At 61.3% G+C, this 23,700-nt stretch carries 18 protein-coding genes; 8 read left to right on the top strand and 10 right to left on the bottom strand.

The genetic code is table 11. The features are described from left to right. Window positions 1-33: 33 nt before the first annotated feature. Window positions 34-1,245: a pyridoxal phosphate-dependent aminotransferase gene (locus B0H98_RS02160; protein WP_106373863.1), complete on the top strand. Its 1,212-nt coding sequence runs from the start codon at window positions 34-36 to the stop codon at window positions 1,243-1,245. A 105-nt stretch (window positions 1,246-1,350) separates the two neighbouring features. Next, entirely contained in the window at window positions 1,351-2,256 is a 906-nt protein-coding gene (gene htpX, locus B0H98_RS02165; protein WP_106373418.1) for a protease HtpX, read from the top strand. Between the two features lie 81 nt (window positions 2,257-2,337). On the opposite strand, the gene pdxB is transcribed toward htpX, so the two are convergent. Further along, complete coding sequence (gene pdxB / locus B0H98_RS02170) at window positions 2,338-3,492, bottom strand: 4-phosphoerythronate dehydrogenase PdxB (RefSeq protein ID WP_106373419.1); 1,155 nt, start codon at window positions 3,490-3,492, stop codon at window positions 2,338-2,340. Window positions 3,493-3,634: 142 nt separating this feature from the next. Here pdxB and B0H98_RS02175 point away from each other — a divergent pair, with 142 nt between their 5' ends. After that, window positions 3,635-3,916: a hypothetical protein gene (locus B0H98_RS02175; RefSeq protein WP_106373420.1), complete on the top strand. Its 282-nt coding sequence runs from the start codon at window positions 3,635-3,637 to the stop codon at window positions 3,914-3,916. Window positions 3,917-3,938: 22 nt separating this feature from the next. Here B0H98_RS02175 and B0H98_RS02180 read toward each other — a convergent pair whose 3' ends face one another. Together B0H98_RS02180 and rlmKL are read right to left on the bottom strand one after the other, a co-directional pair. Continuing rightward, window positions 3,939-4,271 (bottom strand): glutaredoxin family protein, encoded by a 333-nt coding sequence (locus B0H98_RS02180; RefSeq protein WP_106373421.1) that lies wholly within the window; start codon window positions 4,269-4,271, stop codon window positions 3,939-3,941. Between the two features lie 6 nt (window positions 4,272-4,277). Next, window positions 4,278-6,485 carry a bifunctional 23S rRNA (guanine(2069)-N(7))-methyltransferase RlmK/23S rRNA (guanine(2445)-N(2))-methyltransferase RlmL gene (gene rlmKL, locus B0H98_RS02185; RefSeq protein ID WP_106373422.1) on the bottom strand — a complete coding sequence of 736 codons (2,208 nt, stop codon included), beginning with the start codon at window positions 6,483-6,485 and terminating at the stop codon, window positions 4,278-4,280. A gap of 340 nt (window positions 6,486-6,825) precedes the next feature. Here rlmKL and rmf point away from each other — a divergent pair, with 340 nt between their 5' ends. Then, window positions 6,826-7,035, top strand: coding sequence for a ribosome modulation factor (gene rmf / locus B0H98_RS02190; RefSeq protein WP_106373423.1), 210 nt, complete (start codon window positions 6,826-6,828; stop codon window positions 7,033-7,035). 79 nt (window positions 7,036-7,114) lie between these two features. Here rmf and B0H98_RS02195 read toward each other — a convergent pair whose 3' ends face one another. The 5 genes from B0H98_RS02195 to B0H98_RS02215 form a co-directional block, all read right to left on the bottom strand. Continuing rightward, window positions 7,115-8,128: a quinone-dependent dihydroorotate dehydrogenase gene (locus B0H98_RS02195; protein ID WP_106373424.1), complete on the bottom strand. Its 1,014-nt coding sequence runs from the start codon at window positions 8,126-8,128 to the stop codon at window positions 7,115-7,117. Window positions 8,129-8,295: 167 nt separating this feature from the next. Beyond that, window positions 8,296-13,119: an NAD-glutamate dehydrogenase gene (locus B0H98_RS02200; protein WP_106373425.1), complete on the bottom strand. Its 4,824-nt coding sequence runs from the start codon at window positions 13,117-13,119 to the stop codon at window positions 8,296-8,298. A 146-nt stretch (window positions 13,120-13,265) separates the two neighbouring features. Then, window positions 13,266-14,390: a tRNA (uridine(54)-C5)-methyltransferase TrmA gene (trmA, locus tag B0H98_RS02205; RefSeq protein ID WP_106373426.1), complete on the bottom strand. Its 1,125-nt coding sequence runs from the start codon at window positions 14,388-14,390 to the stop codon at window positions 13,266-13,268. Window positions 14,391-14,449: 59 nt separating this feature from the next. Continuing rightward, the gene (gene murI / locus B0H98_RS02210; RefSeq protein WP_106373427.1) at window positions 14,450-15,238 is read right to left on the bottom strand and encodes a glutamate racemase; all 789 of its coding nucleotides are present in this window, start codon (window positions 15,236-15,238) and stop codon (window positions 14,450-14,452) included. 112 nt (window positions 15,239-15,350) lie between these two features. Beyond that, window positions 15,351-15,896, bottom strand: coding sequence for a hemerythrin domain-containing protein (locus B0H98_RS02215; RefSeq protein ID WP_106373428.1), 546 nt, complete (start codon window positions 15,894-15,896; stop codon window positions 15,351-15,353). A gap of 138 nt (window positions 15,897-16,034) precedes the next feature. On the opposite strand from B0H98_RS02215, the gene B0H98_RS02220 reads away from it, so the two are divergent. Then, window positions 16,035-17,366 carry a replication-associated recombination protein A gene (locus B0H98_RS02220; protein WP_106373429.1) on the top strand — a complete coding sequence of 444 codons (1,332 nt, stop codon included), beginning with the start codon at window positions 16,035-16,037 and terminating at the stop codon, window positions 17,364-17,366. 56 nt (window positions 17,367-17,422) lie between these two features. Here the strand turns inward: B0H98_RS02220 and lolA are convergent, their stop codons facing one another. Next, complete coding sequence (lolA, locus tag B0H98_RS02225) at window positions 17,423-18,073, bottom strand: outer membrane lipoprotein periplasmic chaperone LolA (RefSeq protein ID WP_106373430.1); 651 nt, start codon at window positions 18,071-18,073, stop codon at window positions 17,423-17,425. Window positions 18,074-18,219: 146 nt separating this feature from the next. Beyond that, window positions 18,220-21,648 carry a DNA translocase FtsK gene (locus B0H98_RS02230; protein WP_106373431.1) on the bottom strand — a complete coding sequence of 1,143 codons (3,429 nt, stop codon included), beginning with the start codon at window positions 21,646-21,648 and terminating at the stop codon, window positions 18,220-18,222. Window positions 21,649-21,766: 118 nt separating this feature from the next. Between B0H98_RS02230 and aat the strand changes: the two genes are divergently transcribed. The 3 genes from aat to infA all read left to right on the top strand — a co-directional run bounded on the left by aat (window position 21,767) and on the right by infA (window position 23,650). Further along, entirely contained in the window at window positions 21,767-22,534 is a 768-nt protein-coding gene (aat, locus tag B0H98_RS02235; protein WP_106373432.1) for a leucyl/phenylalanyl-tRNA--protein transferase, read from the top strand. Between the two features lie 15 nt (window positions 22,535-22,549). Continuing rightward, window positions 22,550-23,284 (top strand): arginyltransferase, encoded by a 735-nt coding sequence (locus B0H98_RS02240; RefSeq protein WP_106373433.1) that lies wholly within the window; start codon window positions 22,550-22,552, stop codon window positions 23,282-23,284. Window positions 23,285-23,431: 147 nt separating this feature from the next. After that, window positions 23,432-23,650 carry a translation initiation factor IF-1 gene (gene infA / locus B0H98_RS02245; RefSeq protein WP_007111068.1) on the top strand — a complete coding sequence of 73 codons (219 nt, stop codon included), beginning with the start codon at window positions 23,432-23,434 and terminating at the stop codon, window positions 23,648-23,650. Window positions 23,651-23,700 lie beyond the last annotated feature (50 nt).

The raw sequence follows: 23,700 nt of genomic DNA on the forward strand, positions 1-23,700 counted from the left end.
CCCACAACGCCCGGCACCCAGCCTGCCGAGCTCATGAAGTCGCATAAGTTGAGCAACGTGTGCTACGACATTCGCGGCCCGGTGCTCGACCACGCCAAGCGCCTGGAAGATGAGGGCCAGCGGATTCTGAAGCTGAACATCGGCAACCCCGCGCCGTTCGGGTTCGAGGCGCCCGAAGAGATCCTGCAGGACGTGATGCGCAACCTGCCCACGGCCCAGGGCTACTGCGACTCCAAGGGCCTTTACTCGGCACGCAAGGCGATCATGCAGGAGTGCCAGCGCAAGGAGATTCCCGGCGTCGGCATCGAGGATATCTACATCGGCAATGGCGTATCCGAGCTGATCGTGATGTGCATGCAGGCGCTGCTCAACGACGGCGACGAAGTGCTGATTCCCGCGCCGGATTACCCGCTCTGGACGGCGGCGGCACACCTTTCCGGTGGTCACGGCGTGCACTACATGTGCGACGAGCAGGCAGACTGGACGCCGGACATTGCCGATATTCGCGCCAAGATCACCAGCCGCACCCGCGCCATCGTGCTGATCAACCCCAACAACCCGACCGGGGCGGTTTACCCGCCGGCGGTGGTACGTGAGGTGCTGGCGGTAGCCAAGCAGCACAACCTGGTGGTGTTTTCGGACGAGATCTACGACAAGATTCTCTACGATGGCGTCGAGCACACCGCCACCGGCGCCCTGGCCGATGATGACCAGTTGGTAATTACCATGAACGGGCTTTCCAAGAGCTACCGCTGCGCGGGCTTCCGTTCCGGCTGGATGACCATTTCCGGCACGATTGCCAAGCAGCGCGCCCGGGATTTCATCCAGGGGCTGACCATGCTTGCCTCGATGCGCCTGTGCGCCAACGTGCCCGCCCAGCACGCCATTCAAACCGCGCTGGGCGGCTATCAGTCGATCAACGACCTGATTCTGCCCGGCGGACGCCTGCTGGCCCAACGGGACATCACGGTGGAGAAACTCAACGCCATCCCGGGGGTGTCCTGCGTCACGCCCAAGGGCGCGCTTTATGCTTTCCCGCGCCTGGACCCCAAGGTCTTCAATATTCAGGACGACCAGAAAATGGTGCTGGACCTGCTCTTGCAGGAGAAGATTCTGCTGGTGCAGGGCACGGCGTTCAACTGGCCGGAGCCGGACCACGTGCGCATCGTGACGCTCCCCTGGGCAGATCAGTTGGGCGACGCGCTGGACCGGTTTGGCAACTTCCTGTCGCGCTATCGTCAATAAAGCGCGGAATGGCTTGAACCTGGGCTTATGTGTACCTATCTAATGCATACGACATAACCCGTATTCCAGTAACGCGTTGATGACCTCTTAGGGAGAACCTGCACCATGATGCGAATAGTGCTGTTTTTAGCCACCAACCTGGCGGTGCTGCTGGTGGCCAGTATCACGCTGCGCCTGTTTGGCGTTGAGGGCTACCTGCGTAGCCAGGGCATCAACTTTACCAGCCTGCTGATCTTCTGCTTCGTGTTCGGCATGGTTGGCTCAATGATTTCGCTGTTCATCTCCAAGTGGATGGCCAAGCGCAGCACCGGCACGGTGGTGATCGAATCGCCCTCCAACTCCACCGAACAGTGGCTGGTGGATACCGTGGCCGAGCTTTCCCGCGAAGCCGGTATCAAGACGCCGGAGGTGGGCATTTTCCCCGCCCAGCAGTCCAACGCCTTTGCCACCGGCTGGAACAAGGACGCCGCCCTTGTTGCCGTATCTGCCGGGCTTTTGAACCGCATGCGCCCGGAAGAAGTGCGCGCCGTGCTGGCCCACGAGATCGGCCACGTGGCCAATGGCGATATGGTGACGCTAGCGCTGATTCAGGGCGTGGTGAACACCTTCGTGATGTTCTTTGCCCGCGTGGTGGCACAGCTTTTGGATGGGTTTCTCAAGAGCCGCAGCGGCGGTGAAGGCGGCCTGGGGTTCATGGGCTATTTTGCGGTCGTGATCGTAGCCGAGATCGTCTTCGGCATCGTGGCATCCGCGATCGTTGCGTGGTTCTCGCGCTTTCGTGAATACCGCGCCGATGAAGCCGGCGCCCGGCTTGCCGGCACCGGGGCGATGGTCAACGCCCTGGCGCGCCTGAAGGCAGAAACCGAAATGCCCGACCAGATGCCGGACACCATGCGCGCCATGGCGATTACCAAGGGCCAGACCCGCTCGCTGATGCAGCAGCTGCTGGCCAGCCACCCGCCGCTGGATGACCGTATCCGCGCGCTGAAGGAAGCCGCTTACCGCCAGTAAGTTGCTTCTTCTGCTACCCCCATCAGGCCCGCTTAAGCGGGCCTGATGGCATCTGAAACCTTCTCTTTCTGTGACGCAGCCTTATTCGGCGCGCTGCACGCCAAACCCGGCGGCCTTCAGCGGCACCTCAAGCTCAACGGCGCTGCCAGATAGCTTGACCGTGAGCGTGGCAAACTCGCGGCGCAGCGGGTAGTCCGCCCGGCAGGTGTCAAACCCCTTTCTGACTCCCTGCTGATGCACCTGGCGCTCCAGGCTATCGTGGTCGCGGCGCACATCGTACACCGCGCGCATGCACAGGCGCAGGGCATCCTCGACGGGCAGCGTTTTTTGCAAGTGAAGCGAGGCCAGCGCCGGCGACGGGCAGATATCGGCAAAGGCTTCGGGCGCTTCCTGGCCGCAGTGCTTGGCCAGCGCCTGCTGAATCATCCAGGTACCGCGCAACTTGCCATCCAGGCTGTGCCCGGCAATGTGCGGGGTGGCAAGCGCCACCAGGTCGCGCAGGCTGGCATCGATACCCGGCTCATTCTCCCAGACATCCAGCACGGCGCTGATATCTCCCTTGCCCGCCAGACGCCCGCGCAAGGCCATTTCATCGATACAGTCGCCGCGGCCGGCGTTGAGCAGCACGGTGCCCGGCGCCAGCTCGCTGATACGCTGGGCGTCAAGCAGCTGGTAGGTGGCGTGGGGGCCTTCTGTCACCAGCGGCGTATGCAGGCAGAGCACATCGCAGCGCTCGATCAGCTCATCCAGCGATGCAAAATCCTGCTCGCTCTTCTCCTGCGCTTCTGCTCTGGGCGGGTCGCAGGCCAGCGTCTTCACGCCGAGCGCCTGCAGGCGGGCGAGCAGGCGGCTACCCACGTTGCCCGCCCCTACCACGCCTACCGTGCGCGCCAGCAACGACCAGCCATCGCGCTCGGCCAAGGTCAACAGGCTGCTCAGCACGTAGTCCACCACCGCTTCGGCGTTACACCCCGGGGCGCTGGCAAAGGCGATATTGCGACGAGCAAGCGCGGCGTGGTCAATATGGTCGGTGCCAATTGTGCAGGTGCCGACAAAGCGCACGGGGCTTTCGCCCAGCAGGGTGTCATTCACCTGGGTAATCGAGCGCACGATCAGAGCGTCGGCGTCCTTGACGTGCTCGGCACCTATCTCGCGACCGGGCAGACGGGTCAGCGTGCCAAACTCGCCAAAGCAGCGCTCGGCGGCGGGTATGTTGGCATCCACAATCAGCTTCACAGCGGTATCCTTTTGACGATGATGGGCTTTACAATACCGCCCGCCGTACAGAAATGGAAAAGGCTATTCAAAGCGTTGTCGGTAACGGTAAAGAGCGCTTGCCGGGTAGACCCGTAACAAGACAAATCGTGGGAGCAAGCTTGTGATCGTAAGGTGGGAAACCGACCACGACTATGTGCTGGTGCATATCCATCAGGACATGTTTGGCGACTGGATATTCAGCCGCGCCTGGGGGCAGATCGGCACACAGTTTGGCGGCTTGAAGCATCAGCTTGCCGATACACTCGAGCAAGCCCAGATGTGGCTTGAGGATGAAACGACCATTCAGGCGTCGCGCGGGTTTCGCAAGGTACTCGAGGCGGCCGACAATACACCCGAAGGCCAGGAAGCTATGCGCCAGCTGTCGCTGCTGGATCTGCTGTAACCGGCTCAGGAGCTAGCGCTCACTAACTCAGAAAGCGCCGCCCATTGCGCCGATAGGCGCCCTTCGGCGGCGTCTCATCCCTGGCTGCCAGCGCGTTTAACGCGCCTTCATCAAGCCATCCCCGGGTGCGAAGCCAGGTCGCCAGGCGTCCGACCTCGAAGCCCTTGATCAGCTCCCCGCCCTGGCTATCCGCTATCACCGGTATCAGCGTGGCATAGCGCTCCATCAGCCGGTCCTTCTCAGTGATCTCGATCCGCTCGATCACGACCGGCTGATTGGCAAGCGCACCCAGCAAGGCTTCCACCTGGGTGCACAGGTGGCAGCCCAGGGTGGTGTAGAGCGTCAGTGAAATCACGTCGCCTCATGCACGATGACGCAGCAGGAACACGTGGTGCAGGTTGGTGCGCCGCTGGAAGTCGGGGTCGAAGGTGCGTGAGGTAATGTCTTCCACCGCGTAGCGCTCGCTCAGCGCGTCGTCGAGCTTGAAGCGGCGCTGGTTATTGGAAAACACCAGCTTGCCGCCCGGGGCAAGCCTTGCCATGGCAAGCTCGACCAGACGCGGATGGTCGCGCTGCACGTCCAGCGTATCGCGCATCTTCTTGGAGTTGGAGAACGTCGGCGGATCCATGAAGATCAAATCGAACTCGGCGTTGGCAGTTTCCAGCCAGCGAAAGCAGTCATCGCGGGTAACGCGGTGCAGCCTGGGATCGAGCTTGTTCAGCGCAAAGTTGTCCTTGGCCCACTCAAGGTAGGTGTTGGACATGTCCACGCTGACGCTGTCGCTGGCGCCCCCCAGTGCTGCCTGCACGGTGGCCGTGGCGGTGTAGCAGAAGAGGTTCAAAAAGCGCTTGCCGGCGGCCATTTCACCGAGCATGCGCCGTACCGGGCGGTGATCCAGAAAGAGCCCGGTATCCAGGTAGTCGCGCAGGTTGACCCACAGCCGCGCCTCGCCTTCGCGCACTTCAAAGCGCTCGCCGCTGGCTTCGCGCTTTTGATACTGGGCGCTGCCGGCCTGGCGCTCGCGGCGCTTGATGTAGACCTTGCTGGGGTCGACGTTCAGCGCCTCGGGCAGCACTTCCAGAGCATCGAACAGGCGCTTCTGGGCCTGGCCTGGGTTGATCGAGCTGGGCGCGGCGTACTCCTGCACATGCACCCGGTCGCCGTAGCGGTCTACCGCCAGGGCAAATTCGGGCATGTCGGCGTCATACACCCGGTAGCAGGTCTCACCGCTCTGCTTTAGCCACTTTTTCAGCCGCTTCTGGTTTTTTGCCAGCCGGTTGGCAAACATCTGCGCGTTTTCGGATACGCCGGACGCCTTCTGGGGTGCTGTACCCTCCTGCCCTGCGGCCTGACTCTCGCCTTGCTCCTCGGATGCAGGGGCTTGAGCACCAATCGCCATCAGCAGCAGCTTGGCATCGAGTGCGCCGTTCTTGAGGGCGTACTGCTTGTGGGCACGTAGCCCCAAACGGTGACCAAGATCCGGGTTGCCGGTAAACAGCGCAAGCGTCCAGCCCGGGAACAGCGCCTTGGCCTTTTCGCCCAGCTGTGAGTACAGGCGTACAAGCTCAGGCAGCTCGCCCAGGCGCTCGCCGTAGGGCGGGTTGGTGATCAAGAGCCCGCTTGGCGCGGCAAGCTCCTCCGGCCGGGACAGCTGGCCAAGACTCTGGCCGTGCAGGGTAATGAGTGCCGGGATGCCTGCACGCATGGCGTTGGTCTTGGCGGCAGACAGTGCCGCCGGGCTTTGATCGAACCCGAGCAGCTGGTTCTTGCAGCGCTTGCGGCCGATGGAGGCGCGGGCCTCGGCTTCGCGCTTGAGTTCGAGCCAAAGGGCCTCGTCGTGCCCCGCCCAGCCCTTGAAGCCGAAGCGTTCGCGGTCAAGGTTGGGGGCCTGGTCGGCAGCCATCAGCGCCGCCTCGATCAGCAGCGTACCCGCCCCGCACAGCGGGTCGATCAAGGGTTCCCCGGCCTTGGCGCGTTCGGGCCAACCGGCACGCACCAGGAGCGCCGCGGCGAGGTTTTCCTTGAGCGGCGCGTGGCCAACATCGCGCCGATAGCCGCGCCGGTGCAGGCTCTCGCCGGAAAGGTCGATGCCAAGGTTCAGGTTGGCGCGGTGCAAATGGGCGTAAAGGCGCAGATCCGGCGTCTTGGTATCGATGGAAGGCCGCTCCTGGCCGGAAAGCTGAAGCGAATCCACCACGCCGTCCTTGACCGTCTGCGCCCCGAAGCGGGTATGGCGAATGTGATCGCTGCGGCCGTGAAAATCCACCGCCAGCGTCTTGCCCACGCTCAAGTGCCGGGTCCAGGTAATGCGGGCGACCGCGTCGCGCAGCTGCTCAGGGGTATCAATCATCGGCTCGCGGGCCAGCAGCAGGATCACGCGGTTGGCAAGCCGCGACCACAGGCACACACGATAGGCACTTGCCTGGCTTGCGGTGAAGTACACGCCCGCAACGGTAGTCTTGCCGGGTGTGGCGCCAAGGGCGACAAGCTCGTCTGCCAAGAGGCCTTCGATGCCCTTCGGGCAGGTGGCCAGCAGGTTAAGGGGGGCGTCTTGACTCGTTTGGGTCATAGTCATGGCAGCGCGTAACCGCGCGATATTCCTGTATATGGCAAATGTATTTACATCTTATGACAATTTGGGGGTCGACAAGTGCCCCCATCATGATCTAAGAATAAAAGCGTAGCTACACAAAATGCATGCATTGCTTGTCTAAGTCACTAGTTGACCTAAGGCTTGTTTAGGTTGTCATCCGGCCGGTTCAGCGCGTGAGTGCCAGACGTTACAGCCAGGTGGGTAACCTGCTCTTGAAATAAGCTCTCGAAATAGAGTTTATCCTTGTGAATCAAACACTTTACCAAGGATACAGCGCTCTACTTCTTATTAAAGGCTTCATGAAAGAGGTTAGCCAATGAAACGACAAAAACGTGATCGCTTCCAGCGGGCTTTTGTCCACGGATACAAAGCAGGTGTCTCGGGCCGCTCCCGTGACGATTGTCCAAGTCAGGATGTCAATTTACGCGAATACTGGATGAGCGGTTGGCGTGAAGGTCGTGGAGACCAGTGGGATGGCATGACCGGCGTTTCCGGCATCCATAGAAACCCCATGGTCATGACCTAGCAAGTTACCACTTCCTTAATATTCTATATATTCTGGAACAGGGAGCCCGCCACCGAGCGGGCTTTTTAATGCGCCTTTTTCATGGCGCCTTCAACGCCCTGGCGCACTCGTTCACCAGTTTGGGCCCCTGGTAGATAAGCCCTGAATAGAGCTGGACCAGATCCGCCCCGGCGGCGATCTTGGCTTTTGCCGTGTCAGCACTGTCGATGCCCCCTACCCCAATGATGGGCAGCTCGGGCAGGTGCTGGCGTAACAGGCGAATCACCACATTGGAAGACTCGAACACCGGCTTGCCGGAAAGCCCGCCCGCCTCATCGGCCTGGGAGTCGCCCTGCACCGCCTCCCGGGAAACCGTGGTATTGGTGGCAATCACGCCGTCCAGCGCGTTTCTGGCAATACTTTTCGCCACCAGCGCCACCTCGTCTTCACTCATGTCCGGGGCGATCTTGATCAACAGCGGCACGTGGCGCCCGGCCTCGGCATCCAGCACCCGGCTGCGCTCGCGGATGGGGCCCAGCAGCGCATCCAGCTGCTCGCCAAACTGCAGTGTGCGAAGCCCCGGCGTATTGGGGGATGAGATATTGACGGTGATGTAATCCGCCACCGGGTGCACGGCGTCAAGGCAAACCAGATAGTCGTCCAGGGCGTTTTCCACCGCGGTGGTCAAATTCTTGCCGATATTGATACCCACCAGGCCCTGGTAGTGGCGCTTGCGTACCTGGGCCACCAGATGCTCGACCCCTTTATTGTTGAACCCGAAGCGGTTGATGATTGCCTCATGACCAGCCAGACGAAACAGGCGCGGCTTGGGGTTACCCGGCTGCGCCTTGGGGGTGACGGTGCCTACTTCTACAAACCCGAAACCCAGCGCGCCCAGCGCGTTCAGGTGGTCGGCGTTTTTATCCAGCCCTGCTGCCAGCCCCACGCGGTTGGCAAAGCGCAGCCCCATCAGCTCGACCGGGTCGTCTACCGGCTTGCCTACCAATGCCTTTATGCCGCCTGCACGATACAGCGCATCCAGGCTTGCCAGCGCCATGCCGTGCGAGGTTTCGGGATCAATACGAAAGAGCAGCGAGCGGGCAAGTGAGTACATCGGCAAGGTGTCTCCTGAAGGTGGGCAGGGCTGAGCGGCGCAGAGTATAACGCAAACGCCCCACCCAGCGCACCGCACCCGCCCGCCATCCGATATTCCGCGCATAAAAAAACCGCGCCTGGATGGCTTCAGGCGCGGTACTTTCAAGTGCAGGGTCAGACCCGGGTTCAGGTTTCGCTGTCGCTCTCGGCCAGGTCGACCAGTTCGCGCACGGCGACGGCGAACAGGGCAAATCCGCCTTCGCTGCCGCTACGTACCTCGTCGATCAAACGGCACCAGCGACGATGTAGATGGGAGTGCTGTTCCAGCCACTGATCCACCAGCTCCTGGGTATCGCGGCTGCCGGCTTCCACCTTCAGGACGCTGGTGGTCAGCGCCAGCTGCTGACGGTCGATATCGTCGCGGAAGGTTTCCCGCGCCTGCACCTGCCACGCATCGCGCACTTCCAGCTGGGTGACCTGCTGAATCATCCAGGGAAGCTCCAGACGGCTGCCGATTTCGTAAAATACGTCGGCGACCCGCTGGGGCTTCTCGTTGGTGACCCGCGCGGTCTGAATCACGCCAAGGCCTGCATAGAGACTGGGTGCGGCAGCCACGGTCGAGGCCAGGGCATCCGGTACGCCGGCGGCCTGAAGCTCATCGCGCCGCTTGCTCCATGCCTCCAGCTCTTCACCGCTCAACAGCTCCCCGATCTCTTCTTGCAGCTGCGCCAGGCGCGGTGCGAAGTACTCGATGGTGTCCTGAGTAGAGAGATTGAGGTGCTGACGCAGGAACCAGCGTGTAGCCCGGCGAATCAGGCGCATCAGGTCCAGCATCATGGTGTGCTGCACTTCGCTTGCCACCTGATTGTCCAGCGCCTCGATCTGTGCCCAGAGCGACGGCAGATCGAAGCTGTCGCGGGCAATCACGTAGTTGCGCGCAATATCGGCACGCCCGGCGCCGGTGGAGTCCATCAGCCGGCGTACAAACACGATGCCCATGTGATCGACCAGGTCGTTGGCCACCTGGGTCGCCACGATTTCACGCTTCAAGCGGTGTTCGTACATCTCGGCCTGGTAGCGCTCGGTCAGCACCGAGGGGAACAGGCGCTCGAGGTGACGGTGAATGTAGGCATCGTCAGGCACGTCAGACGTAATCAAATCGCCCTTCAGGGTACTCTTGGCGTAGGAGATCAGCACGGAAAGCTCCGGCAGGCGCATGCCCTGCTGATTGCTTGCCCGCTCCTTCAGCGCTTCATCGGAAGGCAGGAATTCAAGCTCCCGATCAATCTGGCCGGCGGACTCCAGCTCGCTGATAAAGCGGCGGTAGGGGCCGATGCCCTGATGGGAAAGCGTTTCCGAAAGATCCAGCGCCTGAGCCTGGCGGTAGTTGTCCAGAATGACCAGATCACCCACTTCGTCGGTCATTTCCGCCAGCAGGTCATTACGCTGCTTCTCGGTCATGTCGCCACGCTTGACCACGTCATCGATCAATATCTTGATATTGACTTCGTGGTCGGAGCAGTTGACGCCCCCGGCGTTGTCGATGAAGTCGGTGTATACCCGCACGCCCTTGGCGGCGGCTTCCATCCGGCCGCGCTGGGTCAGGCCCAGGTTGCCACCCTCACCTACCACACGGCAGTTGAGGTCGGCGCCATTGATGCGCAGCGCGTCGTTGGCCTTGTCGCCTACGTCGGCATCGGTTTCTTCCGAGCTTTTCACGTAGGTGCCGATACCGCCGTTCCAGATCAGATCCACCTTGGATTGCAGCATGGCGCGGATCAGTTCGTTGGGCGAAAGCCGCTCCTCGTCGATGCCAAACACTGACTGCATTTCCGGCGTGATCACAATCGACTTGGCGCTGCGGCTGAAGATACCGCCGCCCTGGGAAATCAGCTCGGCGTTGTAATCCTCCCAGCTGGAGCGCGGCAGATTGAACAGCCGCGAACGCTCGGCAAACGCCGCCTCGGCGTCGGGGTTCGGGTCGACGAAGATATGCAGGTGGTTGAAGGCGCCCACCAGCTGGATCTTGTCGGACAGCAGCATGCCGTTGCCGAATACGTCGCCGGCCATGTCGCCAATGCCCACCACGCTGAACAGATCTTCCTGAGTATCCACACCCAGGTTCTTGAAGTGACGCTTGACCGACTGCCAGGCGCCTCGGGCGGTGATGCCCATCTTCTTGTGGTCGTAGCCGTTGGCCCCGCCGGAGGCAAACGCATCACCCAGCCAGTGGCCGTACTCGATGGAGATTTCGTTGGCGATATCCGAGAAGGTGGCCGTGCCCTTGTCGGCGGCGACGACCAGATAGGCATCGTCTTCATCGTGGCGTACCACGTTTTCCGGCGGCACGATGCTGCTGCCATCCAGGTTATCGGTGACGTCCAAAAGCGCACGGATAAAGATCTGATAGCAGGCAATGCCTTCTTTTTGCTGCGTTTCGCGATCGGCGTTTTCCGGCATGCGCTTGCAGACGAAACCGCCCTTGGCGCCTACCGGTACGATGACCGCGTTCTTGACCTGCTGCGCCTTGACCAGCCCCAGCACTTCGGTGCGGAAATCTTCATGGCGATCAGACCAGCGCAAACCGCCGCGCGCTACCTTGCCACCGCGCAGGTGAACGCCTTCCACTCGTGGCGAGCAGACGAAAATCTCGAACATGGGCCGCGGCTTGGGCATGCCGGTGACCTTGGAGGGCTCGAGCTTGAAGGCGATGTAATCCTTGAAGCGGCCGCCGTCAGTGCGCTGGTAGTAGTTGGTACGCAGCGTGGCCTGAATCAGCTCCATGAAGCGGCGCAGCAGCTGGTCGTCGTTCAGGCTGGCAACGCCTTCCAGATGCTCGTTGATTCGCGCCACGCACTCGTCGGTATCGTGGGACTCGAGCGCCGGGTCAAAGCGCAGACGGAACATCTCCACCAGTTCCTGGGTGATGGCCGGGTAGTTGGCCAGCGTCGCGGCAATGTAGTCCTGGGACATGCCGAAGCGGATCTGCTTCAAGTAGCGGGCATAGCCGCGCAGCATGGCCACTTCGCGCCAGTCGAGCCCGGCGGCAATAATCAGCCGGTTGAAGGCGTCGTTGTCCGCCTCGCCCGCCCAGATCCGCTTGAAGGCTTCGCCGAAGGTGTCGCGCATCTCGCCCAGGCTGACATCCTTGTTACCGTGCTCGAGCTCGAAGTCATGGATCCAGTAGCGCTGATGGTGGGCGTTGATCTCGTAAGGGTGCTCACCGATGACCCGCAGCCCCAGGTTTTCCATCATGGGCAGCACATCGGAAAGCGGAATCTGTGCGGCGCGATGATAAAGCTTGAGGTTGACGCCGCTGCCCTGCTCTTCAAGCGGGCGGTAGAGCGACAGCGACAGATCATCGCCTTCATCCAGGGTCAGCAGATGCTGCACGTCGAACACCGCGGTACGCGCGGTAAACTCTTCGCGGTAGCTTGCGGAGAAAGCGTCCTGGAACTGCTCCATCTTGTGGTTGGCGCGCTCTTCGCCAAAGCCTTCGATCATCGCCGCCATCAGCTCGTCGCGCCAGCTGCGCGCCAGACGCGCCACCTTGCTTTCCAGACGCTTGAGATCGAACTGGCTGGGCGCATCGCCGTTGAAGCGCAGAATCAGCTGGATACGCGCAAGCACCGACTCCGAGAGATAGGTGTTGAAGTCACCGAAGTGAGCGTCCAGCTCTTCGCACAGCAGGTTCTGGATACGCTGGCGCAAGTCGGTCGAGAACACGTCACGCGGCACGAATACCAGGCACGAGTAGAACTTGCCGCTGACATCGGCACGGATGAACAGGCGCACCTGGCGGCGTTCGCGAATATTGAGAATACCCAGCGCCGTGTGGGCCAGCGAATCGGTGCTGATCTGGAACAGGTCATCGCGCGGATAGACTTCCAGCACCTGCAGCAGCTGCTTGCCGTTGTGGCCCTGGGGGTTGAACCCGGCGATATCCATGATCGCCTTGAGCTTGCGCCGCAGCACCGGAATATTGCGCGGCGACTCGTTGTACACCGTCGAAGTGAACAGGCCGAAGAAGCGGCGCTCGCCAATCACATTGCCGTCATCGTCGTAACGGTCAACGGTAATGTAGTCAGGATAGGTCGGGCGGTGCACGCGTGAGTGGTGCGCGCTCTTGGCAAACGAGAGCAGCTGGGGCACCAGCTCGTATTCACCATCCTCGTTGATGCCCTCTTCGGTGCGAATACGCTCGTCGTAGCGCGGGTCGTCCAGGCGGAATACGCCAAGCAGGCTGTTGGGGTCGCGCTGCAGCTCGTTGCCTTCCAGCAGGTACTCGTCGTAGCCCAGGAAGGTGAAATTGTCCTTGACCAACCACTCGAGAAAAGCGATCGCCTCTTCGTGATCATCCGGGTCGATCTGCGGCGGACAGTTCTTTTCAAGCTCCTGAATCGCCGAGGTGATCTGCCCGCAGATGGCGTCGTAATCGTCCACCGCGGTGCGCACATCGCGCAGCACCTGATGAAGCTTCTTCTCGATATTGGACAGCGCTTCCGGATCGGTGTGCCGGTCGACTTCGATCACGATCAGCGATTCGCGCGCCTCCGGGGCATCGGCGTCGCGCGGCGAGGCCAGCACCTTCAGCTGGTTCTGTTCGTTACGCTCGACGGCAAATACCGAGTTCTGAATCGCATGGACGGTCAGGCCACGGCGGTTGAGCTCGATGCGCACCGAGTCGACCAGAAACGGCATGTCTTCGTGCAGCACGGCCACGAAGGTATGGGTGGACTGCCAACCGTGCTCTTCGAAATCCGGGTTGAAGACGCGCACCTTGGGGTGCTGAGCATCATGGTGCTGGAGGAACTGCCAGATGGAGAGCGTCGCGCCGTACAGGTCATCCAGACGGCGGTCCACCAGATCCTCGACGGGCACGGTGGCGTAGAAACGTCGAGCAAACGCCTCTATCGCCGTTGCCCGGTCTGGTTCCAGCCGCGCTTCCAAGCGCTCGAACAGCTGCTTCAAAAGGTCTTGCCGACTCTCTTCACTCGCAACGTAATGCATCCATCACCTCGACTGCCGGGGCCACACCTGGCCAAAAAATACGTGGGACAATAGGCCTTTAGGCCACTATGACGACCAGCTTACGCTACCCGTGGCCATCACTCTATTCACCTGACATGTTCCTTATGGAGTATGCCACTTTCGCATTATGCGCCCTCTTGACCAATCTCGCGCCGCGTGAGCCATACGCCACATTCACAATGGTGGGTGAACGGGAACTGGTCAAACAGGGCAAAACGCTCGATCTGGTGCGTCTTGCCAAGCACTTGCAGATTGTCGGCAAGCGTTGCCGGGTTGCATGAAATATAGACGATCTGGTCATATTCGCTGATCTGTCGGCAGCTCTGCTCGTCAAGCCCTGCCCGGGGCGGGTCCACCAGCACGGTGGAGAAGCGATAATCCTCCAGCGCCATTTCCGCGACGCGCCGCCCGCCCTTCTCGCCTTTTAACGCCAGGGCAAACTCCTCGGCGGACATCCTGGCAATATGCGCGTTGGTCACCTTGTTGGCTTCCAGGTTCACGTTGGCGCTGGCCACCGACGTGCGCGATATTTCCGTTGCCAGCACGCGGCGAAAGTTATCCGCCAGGGCAATGGTGAAATTGCCGTTGCCGCAGTAGAGTTCGACCAGATCTTCGTCCTGGCGGCCTGCCGTGACTTCCCGCGCCCAGGCGAGCATCTTCTGACAGATGTGTGCATTGGGCTGGGTAAAGCTGTTCTCCACCTGCTGGTAATCGAGCGTACGGCCATCCACCGTGAGCTGCTCCCATACGTGGTCGCGGGTCAGCACCAGACGCTGCTTGCGCGAACGGCCGATGATCATGATGCCAAGTTCCGCTTCCAGAGCGCGGGCTTCCTGCTCCCACGCGTCTCCCAGCGGGCGGTGGTAGATCAATGTGACCAGGGCCTCGCCGGAGAGCGTGGTCAGGAACTCGACCTGAAACAGCCGGCGGCGCAGCTCATCGCTTGCCAGAAAGGCCTCGCGCAGGCGTGGCATCAGCGCGTTGATCGACTCGCTGGCCACGGCGAACTGATCCAGGCGCACCACCCGCTTTTCCTTGGGATTGGCCGGGTCGACCTCGAACATGGCGTAGAAGAGGTCGTCGCCCTCATGCCAGATACGAAACTCGCAGCGCTGCCGGTAGTGGCTTGCCGGGGACTCGAACACTTCAAGCGCGGGCGGGTTGAACGGCGCAAAGGTGCTTTCCAGATAGGCGCGCTTCTCGGCCAACTGCTCGGCATAGCGCTCGGGTTGTATATCGGGGATGGCCAAGTCGGCTCCTATTCAATATCGATATCAGTGACAAAATGGGTGACGCCAGGCACTCATGCCTAGCGACTGCGAAGTATGAACGCCGGTGTGTGGAAACCGTAGCGGGCAAACCCTGCGTAAAGCGCGTCGGCATCGGCGGTGGTGAAAAAACGCCCGTCCGGGCCGCTTGTAAGCGCCGGGGCGACCTGCCCGACGCGTCGGGCAATGGCGTCGCCGGAGTCTACCCAGTTGATGGGGACAGGGGCGTGGGCTTCAAGCCAGGGTTGCAACAGCGGAAAATGCGTGCAGCCGAGCACCACGGTATCGACCAACGGCGTGTCGCCGGGTATATCCCAGAGGGGTGCCAGGGCTTCGCGAATACGTGAGCTGTTCGGCGCCTTGCCGCCCAGCAGTGCTTCGGCTTCCAGCACCAGGGAATCGGCGGCCACACGAGTGATGTGACAATCGCTTGCGAAGCTCTCGATCAGCGTTTGCGTATAGGGCCGGCCTACCGTGGCGCGGGTGGCCAGCAGGCCGATATGGCGCGTATGGCTGATAGCGGCGGCGGGCTTGATGGCCGGCACGGTGCCCACTACGGGAATGCTCAGCGCATCGCGCAGGCTGTCGAGCGCCAGCGTGCTTGCGGTATTGCAGGCAACCACCAGCACACTTGGCTCGCAGGCGGCAACGGCGGCCTGGCAAACCTCGACGATACGCGCAGAAAGCGTCACATCGTCGCGCAGCCCGTAGGGCATCCACGCGTTGTCACAGGCGTAGCACATGGCCGTATCGGGGTAGTGATGACGCAGCGAGCGGGCCACGGACAGCCCGCCCACGCCGGAATCAAAAATCAGCACGGGGCCTGCCATCAAAGCCCCTTCGCCTTATGCTTGGTCAAGTGCACCTGCTTCTCCTTCAGCCGTTCACACAGCGGGGCGCTAGTTTAACACGCCCCGCTCAACGCTGAAGGAAGTGGCGGGGTTAAACCGCAGGTACCTCCGCGCCGCGCAGTTCGGCGTAGAGTTCGGGATAGGCAAGCTGGAGACGCTCAAGCTCCTGTTCGGCACCTTCGGGCAGTGCCTGCAAAAGCTCCTGCATATCCTCCTGACTGAAATACTCATCAATCAACGGGAAGAGCCCTTCACGCTCCTGACGAAGGTACGCCCGGTGCGCTTCGAGATAATCCTTGAGATCCTCGGCGAAGCGGTCCATCGGCAACACGTTGTCCATCAGGATGGTATCGATGTTATCGGACAGCAGTTGCAGCCTCGGTTTAAGCTCCAGGTAGTCGCTGGCCATCTTTTCCATCAGCGGCAGATGCTCGGAGGCGCGGCTTTCCAGACGCTCCACGCAGATGCGCTCCAAAGGTGCGGCAAATCCTTCCATGTAAGCCAGAATGTAATCCACTACTTCACGCATCAGCTGAAAATTGGGCCGTTCACCCTGAACCAGGGTCTTCTGTTTTAGCTGCAGTACATGGAGCATTCGCGCCATGTTGGCATGATCTAGACGCAATTGGTTCAACATCGTGCCGTCTCCTTGTATGGTTCATGCTGGCCGCTTTTTTACGGGGCTATGCAAAAGGTAGCCTGACAATACGCCGTTTACCATACACACTTGTGGTTACTTTGTTGCTCAACGTCTCGATTTACAACGGAAGTTTACATGGACCTGTTTGACTCTCAGCGGACACCCGGCGACGACGCTCCCCTGGCGTACCGGATGCGTCCGCAAACCCTTGATGACTACATTGGCCAGGAGGCGTTGGTGGGGCCGGGCAAACCGCTGCGGCGCATGGCCGAGGCGGGGCAGATCCGCTCGATGCTGCTGTGGGGCCCGCCAGGAGTGGGCAAGACGACGCTTGCCGAGCTGCTGGCCCAGGCCTCCAACGCGCACCTTGAACACTTGAGCGCCGTCATGGCCGGCGTGAAGGAGATACGCGCGGTGGTCGAGCGGGCCCAGCAACACACCTCGCCGGTGATTCTGTTTCTGGATGAGATTCACCGCTTGAACAAGAGCCAGCAGGATGCCCTGCTGCCTCATGTCGAATCCGGCCTGCTGACCCTGATTGGCGCCACCACGGAAAACCCCTCTTTCGAGGTCAACTCTGCCCTGTTGTCGCGGGCGCGGGTGTATGTGCTGAAGGCGCTTTCGGAAGATGAGCTGATCAGCGTCATGCGCCAAGCGCTGAATGACGCTCAGCGAGGTCTGGGCAAGCGCGACATTCAGGTAGAGGACGAAGTACTCACGGCTCTTGCCCACGCAAGCGCTGGCGATGCGCGTCGGGCGCTGGGCTTGCTGGAAACCGCGTGTGATTTTACCGAAACCGAGAACGGCCGGGAGGTGCTGCACGCCGCCATTCTTTCTGATGTGATTGGCCATCAGGCCAGCGCGTTCGACAAGCAGGGCGATGCTTACTACGACCTGCTTTCGGCCATTCACAAGTCCATCCGTTCGTCACGCCCGGACGCGGCGCTGCTCTATATGGCACGCTTTTTACAGGGCGGCGGCGACCCGCTGGACGTAGTGCGACGATTGACCGCGATTGCTTCGGAAGACGTCGGCAATGCCGACCCGCGTGCCCTGCCCCTGGTGATTTCCGCCTGGGATGCCTACCTGCGCCTGGGGGATTACGAAGGCCAGCGCGCAATTGCTCACGCGGCCATTCATCTGGCCGTGGCCCCCAAGAGCAATCGAATCGACCGCGCCTGGAATGCCGCCAAGCAGTACGTGCGCCAGCAGCCCCAGGTGGATGTGCCCACCTACCTGCGCAACGCCCCTACCAAGCTGATGGAGCAGCTAGGCCACGGCGAGGGCTACCGTTACGCCCACAAGGAGCCGGATGGCTATCCCGCCGGCAGCGCCCACGACTGCTGGCCGGAAGAACTGCCCAAGACACGCTTTTTCGAGCCCAGCCAGATAGGCCAGGAGAAGCGCTTTGCGGAAATAATGGCGTGGCGGGAAAGCCGCGATCAACAAGCAGATCAGGCGCCCTAGGGCGCCTGACAGTCGATCACTTACGAGGTATTTCCCTCGCTATTGCGGGCAGATCGCTAGAACTCTTCACGGATCACGTCGGTACCTTCCGGGATATCGAAGTTGAACAGGCTGCGGTCAATCGCGCCGTTCTGAGTGATGTCGCTGAAGGTAATCAGGGTGCGCTGGCCGGTGCTGTCCATCATCCACAGCTGGGTCAGAGTGTCGTTATCGAACACCATGCTCAGCTCTTCGAACAGCGTATCGGCGGAGCTGGGGATCAGCGTAAACACGTCTTCGCCGTTCTCCTGATCATACACCACGTCATAGTTGCTGGTCAGCTCACCGATATTGCCCGAGAGCAGCAGCGCAGGCGTGTGGGTAACGCGGTCGTCCATGGGCTGCACGGTGACCTGTTCGAGATCCGGATCGTACAGGTAAACATCGCTGCCGTCGGAAACCACGACCTGGGAGTAAGGCGCTTCGACTTCCCAGCGCAGCATGCCAGGGCGCGAAAGCCACATTTCACCAGTGGCGCTTTGCAGACGCTCGCCGCTGCCATCCAGAATTTTCTGTTCGAACGACGCCTGGTAGCTTTCCAGCGGTTCGAGACGCTCGGTCAGACGTTCAGCGGCATCGTTTGCCAGCACCGGAGTAGCAAAGGTAAGGCCAAGCGCCGTTGCCGCCAGCGTCAGGGGTGAAGAAAGCAGAGTTTGCGTATCGCGCATTGTGTTCTCCCTAGGCATAACATTGCCCGAAAAAAATAGCTGAGGATCGTCAACGACATCCATGTGGTCCTTCAGACGCGAAACGCGCCGCGGGGTTTCACCCGCGGCGCGACTTTCACGCTTATTGCATGATTAGCCAGGCAATCTCAATGGCCTCCTACCGGCGGCGGCGCCAGCACTTCACGCGCCCCGTTGGTCCCCATTGACGACACCACCCCGGCCATTTCCATGGCATCCACCAGGCGCGCCGCCCGGTTGTAACCTATCTTGAAGCGGCGCTGGACCGCTGAAATGGAGGCCTTGCGGCTTTCGGTCACGAACTGCACGGCTTCGTCATAAAGCGCGTCCTGCTCGGCATCGTCGCCGTCGCTGCCTTCAGCCTCGAGCCCGGTCAAGGCATCAGCGGACACGCCGCCGGAGAGAATCTCCTCGATGTACTCGGGCTCGCCGCGACGCTTCCAGTCATCCACCACGCGGTGCACTTCGTCGTCATCCACGAAGGCGCCGTGTACCCGGTTGGGCGGGCCGGAACCCGCCGGCAGGTAGAGCATGTCGCCGTGGCCCAGCAGGCTTTCTGCACCGCCCTGATCCAGAATGGTGCGCGAATCGATGCGTGACGACACCTGAAACGCCATGCGTGACGGGATATTGGCCTTGATCAGGCCCGTTACCACGTCCACCGAGGGGCGCTGGGTCGCCAGAATCAGGTGGATGCCCGCGGCGCGCGCCTTCTGCGCCAGGCGGGCAATCAGCTCTTCCACCTTCTTGCCGACGATCATGAACATGTCGGCAAACTCGTCGATCACCACCACGATATAGGGCAGCTTTTCGAGTATTGGCGGCGTCTGGTGCATTTCCCAGGGTTGCGGTTCCCACAGCGGGTCCGCTACCTGGGCACCGGCGCGCTCGGCTTCGTCCAGCCGGCCGTTGAAGCCGGCAATGTTGCGCACGCCCATGGCGGCCATCAGTTTGTAGCGGCGCTCCATTTCGGCCACACACCAGCGCAGGCTGTTGGCGGCTTCCTTCATGTCGGTAACCACCGGCGCCAGCAGGTGCGGAATGCCGTCGTAGACCGAAAGCTCCAGCATCTTGGGGTCGACCATGATGAGCTTGAGCTCATCCGGCTTTGCCTTGAGCAGCATGGAGATCAGCATGGCATTGACGCCCACCGACTTGCCCGACCCCGTGGTGCCCGCCACCAGCAGGTGGGGCATCTTGCCGAGGTTGGCAATGACCGGCCCGCCGCCGATATCCTGACCAAGCGCCATGGTCAGCGGCGAGGTCTCCTGCTGGTAGCGCTCGGAGTCGATGACTTCACGCAGGCGAATCATTGCCCGGTGCGGGTTGGGAATCTCGATTCCCACGGTTGGACGCCCCGGAATGACTTCCACCACGCGTACGCTCTTCACCATCAGCGAACGGGCCAGGTCTTTCGCCAGGTTGCTGATCTTGGACGCCTTGACGCCGGCCGCAGGCTTGATTTCAAAGCGCGTGATGACCGGCCCCGGCCAAGTATCGACCACCTCGGCCTTGACGCCGTATTCGCGCAGCCGCACTTCGAGAAGCTCGGCCATATCCGCAAGCTGCTCATCGGTGTAGTTGGGCTGATGCGGCTCGGCGGGCGTCAGCAGCTGCAGGCTCGGCACTTCGCCCTCGGGCTCCGGCAGCGTCTCGAATACCGGGCGCTGGTTCTGCAGATGTTCGACGGTCCAGAGCGTGGGGCCGCTATCCGCTACCTCGTCTACCTTATCCGCCGAGAAGGTGGGCTCATGACGCGCCGCCCCTGCCTGTACGGGCGGTGGCTGGCTCGGAGAAGGCGAAGGCGTACGCAGGGGTGCGGCCGACAGCATGGGGGCGTCATCTTCGTCGTCTTCCCATACCGGCTCGGGTACCACCTCCGGTACGCGCTCGGGCGTGGGCTCCCGGCGCGGCTCAGCGTCAAGCCTCGGCTCGCGGGGGGCAGCGGCTTCAGGAGTCATCGTACTGCCTAGCGTGGGCTCGGGGCGGCGCGGCCGCTCCTCCTCGACCGGCGGCTCTTCGGCGTGCCAGACGTCTTGATCTTCGTCGTCTGCCTCAAGCGTATCGTCCCATTCGTCGGGCTCGCTTATCGCGTCACTTGTGTTTTCACTTTCCTGAGGCGCATCCTGCTGGTCATCGGCCTCCTCGCGGGCAAAGAAGTGCGACGCCATGGGGTAGGCGGCATCCTCTTCCCGGGAGGCGCGCAGGCTGATCGGTGCCTCATCCTGCTCGGCTTCGTCGACCTGGGGCGTTTGCCAAGGCGGCGTTTCGACAGGCGGCACGCTGGCAACCTCAGCAGGCGCTTCGTCTACCGGCGGCGGCGTTGGCGCCATAGGTGCAGCAGGCGCTACTGCTTCGCGATGCGAGGGGGCTGCTGCCTCGGGCGGCACCGGGCGTGGCGAGAAAGCGTCCGCGCGCAGCGTGTCAGCTGATGCGGGATGCGGCTCGGCCGGCGCTTTTGACGCCACCAGAGGTTCAGCCTCGAGCGGCTCCTGGCCTTGTGCTTCCAGGTTTTCCGCTTCCGGCTCGGGCATCCTTGATGCCGCAGGCTTGGTCTGGACGTGCTCAGCCGGGGCTTCATCGCCTGCAGTGGCAACAGCCTCAGGGGTATCTTGCGGCTGCGCATCCTCTTGCGCGGCGCTGGTTTCGGGTACGTCAGCATGCGCCTTGTTGGCCAGGCCAGTACCTTCCCAGGGGATCGACGTATCGGTCGATTCAGCCGCCGCCGAGAACTCGGGCTCGCGACGGGTGCGATTCTTGTCACGCTTGGGCTTGGGCGCCCGCGGGGGCTCTTCGGCCTTGGGCGCGGGTTTCAGGGAGGCCCGCAGCGCGGCGCGCGCCTGGCGCTTTTCGCGGCCTTTCTCACGCCGCGCCTTGAACCAGCCACCCACGCGGCACAGCCGCCGCCCTACTTCATCGGCCACCTGCAGCCACGACATGCCGCTGAACAGGGGAAAGCCAACCAGGATCAGCGCCGCGGCAATCAAGCCTACACCGCCACTGCCCACCAGCGGCTTCAGCGTGCCGACCAGGCCTTCACCCAGAATACCGCCCGAGGCGTAAGGTAAAATGCTCTCGGGGTGATAAAAATGCAGCGCACCCAGCATGGTAGTGCCAAACATCAGCAGCACCAGGCCGCCGGCGTGCACGGCAATGGCGACCGGGTCCAGTTCAAAACGCACCTGGCGCGAGCGCATCAGCCACCAGGCGGCAAAGCCGAACATCCCCGGCCACCACAGCGCACTCGCCCCCAGGAGCGAATAGAGTACGTCGGCAAGCCAGGCACCGACCGGCCCCATCCAGTTGCGGACGTCCGTTTCTGGCCCCTGATACGACCAGCCCGGGTCTTCCGGGTGGTAGCTAAATAGTGCCAATAATAGAAATACACACAGCGCCAGCAGTACTACCACGACGCCTTCCCGCACCGAACCCTGCAAACGCAGGCCAAACCGGCGAGCTTTATCTTTCGCGGCTTTTACCCGCGCAGAAGAGGCCGAAGATGGTGCTTGACGCGAATTACGCTGCGTTCGCTTGTCTACCGCCTTGTTCACTTTCAAGCGATTCTCCCTTTACACCTCAATGGCGTCTTTAATCCACTTGCGAGTTTGCATCATACCGAGCATCCTTCCGCCGTCACAGAGCTTCTCAACATGTGCTCAGTAACAGGAGCAAATAATGCTACCCTGGCTTTCTTCGCCATATCCCATGTTTCCATCCACCAGCGTGGCGCTGGACTCGCCCAACGGCCTGCTGGCTGCCGGCGGCGAGCTTTCGCCTGTCTGGCTCGTGGAAGCGTACCGGCGCGGCATCTTTCCGTGGTACAGCGATGACGACCCCATTTTATGGTGGAGCCCGGACCCGCGCATGGTATTACGACCCGAGCAGTTCAAGCTGCGCCGTAGCTTAGCAAAACGGCTGCGCAATGGGGGCTTCGACGTTACTCTGAATCAACATTTCGAGCACGTCATTAATGCCTGCGCCGCACCACGCGATGAAGACGCCGGCACCTGGATTACCGACGAGATGTACAATGCCTACGTAACGCTTCACCGTCTAGGGATTGCGCATAGTATCGAGGTCCATCAAGCGGGCCAACTGGTAGGCGGCCTGTACGGCCTGGCCATGGGGCCGGTGTTCTTTGGCGAGTCGATGTTCTCGAACGTACCGGACGCATCCAAGGTGGCGCTTGCGCACCTGGCCTTCGCCATGCAGGCCGAAGGTGGCAAGCTGATCGACTGTCAGATGCATACGCCGCATCTGCAAAGCCTGGGGGCGGCAACAGTCGCCCGCGAGACGTTCATCAACTATCTTGATCAGTGGCTGCCTGAAAAGGCGTTCTCTACCTCATCATCGAGTGACGTACCCTCAGTGCCGGCATCTGCCTGGTTAAGCGCAATACCCAGCCAGAGTAATCCAGGGGGCTGGCAGGTTCAGGCCAATTGATCAAGGAGGCAAGCTGTGAGTAGTAATGCTCCGCGTCGCCCGGTGCGGGATCTGCGCTTCTTTTTGACCGTGCCGCATACCTGTAGCTATCTGCCGGATAAAGAGGCAACCACACTGTTTCTGGACCCGCAGGAGTCGCCGGTGCGCGGAGTGTACGACTCTCTTTCACTGCTGGGCTTTCGGCGCAGCGGGCGGCACCTTTACCGCCCGCACTGCGAAAACTGCAACGCCTGCCGCTCCGTGCGCATTCCGGTCGAGCAGTTTTCGGCCAACCGCTCCCAGCGCAAGGTGTGGCGGCGCAACCAGGATATTACTACCCGGGTAGTGCCCGCCCGCTATGAGGCGCGCCACTACGAGCTGTACGCCGATTACATTCGAAAACGCCACGCGGATGGCGATATGTATCCGCCCAGCCGTGACCAGTACCGCACCTTTCTGACTCTATCTGAGCCCTACGCCTTCTTGCTGGAGATGTATCTGGATGAGGAGCTGATAGCCGTGTCCGCGTTTGATCAACTCGAGCACGGGCTGTCGGCGATTTATACCTTTTACGCCGTGGGCGACACATGGGACAGGCGTTCGCTGGGTACGCTTGCCGTACTCAAGCTGATTGAGCTCAGCCGTGAAAAAGCACTCCCCCACTTATATCTGGGGTATTGGATCGAAGAGTGTCGTAAAATGCGCTACAAACAGGATTTTACCCCTACCGAGCTGCTGGATGGACGCCACTGGCGGCCGCTGATTCGCTAAAACGCATAAATTAGGCCAGCTTTTTTGCCTTGACGACGGGCTTACGGCACAATATAGCGCTGTTTCCTATAGGCCAGCGATCTGGCACCTGGATTCTGAATCGGTTTTTGGTTTTAAACTACGTTAAATAAGTGAGGATCTGCCTATATGGCACGCGAAGATCATATTGAAATGGAAGGCGTAATTGTTGATACCCTTCCCAACACCATGTTCCGTGTTGAGCTTGAAAACGGCCACGTTGTTACCGCCCACATCTCTGGCAAGATGCGTAAAAACTACATCCGCATCCTGACCGGCGATAAAGTAAAAGTGGAACTGACGCCTTACGACCTTTCCAAAGGCCGCATCGTCTACCGCTCGCGCTAAGCCTGTCTAACGCCTGCTCAGCCAGCCCGCACTACGGCGCCATCACCTGT

Source organism: Vreelandella songnenensis, from assembly GCF_003002925.1.
Classification (GTDB): Bacteria; Pseudomonadota; Gammaproteobacteria; order Pseudomonadales; family Halomonadaceae; genus Vreelandella; species Vreelandella songnenensis.

What these genes read in the sequence shown, in the direction of transcription:
- B0H98_RS02160 (WP_106373863.1), top strand. Translation starts at nt 34, where the DNA reads ATGAAGTCGCATAAGTTGAGCAACGTGTGCTACGACATTCGCGGCCCG.
- htpX (WP_106373418.1), top strand. Translation starts at nt 1,351, where the DNA reads ATGATGCGAATAGTGCTGTTTTTAGCCACCAACCTGGCGGTGCTGCTG.
- rlmKL (WP_106373422.1), bottom strand. Translation starts at nt 6,485, where the DNA reads ATGACCCAAACGAGTCAAGACGCCCCCCTTAACCTGCTGGCCACCTGC.
- rmf (WP_106373423.1), top strand. Translation starts at nt 6,826, where the DNA reads ATGAAACGACAAAAACGTGATCGCTTCCAGCGGGCTTTTGTCCACGGA.
- B0H98_RS02195 (WP_106373424.1), bottom strand. Translation starts at nt 8,128, where the DNA reads ATGTACTCACTTGCCCGCTCGCTGCTCTTTCGTATTGATCCCGAAACC.
- B0H98_RS02200 (WP_106373425.1), bottom strand. Translation starts at nt 13,119, where the DNA reads ATGCATTACGTTGCGAGTGAAGAGAGTCGGCAAGACCTTTTGAAGCAG.
- murI (WP_106373427.1), bottom strand. Translation starts at nt 15,238, where the DNA reads ATGGCAGGCCCCGTGCTGATTTTTGATTCCGGCGTGGGCGGGCTGTCC.
- B0H98_RS02215 (WP_106373428.1), bottom strand. Translation starts at nt 15,896, where the DNA reads ATGTTGAACCAATTGCGTCTAGATCATGCCAACATGGCGCGAATGCTC.
- B0H98_RS02220 (WP_106373429.1), top strand. Translation starts at nt 16,035, where the DNA reads ATGGACCTGTTTGACTCTCAGCGGACACCCGGCGACGACGCTCCCCTG.
- lolA (WP_106373430.1), bottom strand. Translation starts at nt 18,073, where the DNA reads ATGCGCGATACGCAAACTCTGCTTTCTTCACCCCTGACGCTGGCGGCA.
- aat (WP_106373432.1), top strand. Translation starts at nt 21,767, where the DNA reads ATGCTACCCTGGCTTTCTTCGCCATATCCCATGTTTCCATCCACCAGC.
- infA (WP_007111068.1), top strand. Translation starts at nt 23,432, where the DNA reads ATGGCACGCGAAGATCATATTGAAATGGAAGGCGTAATTGTTGATACC.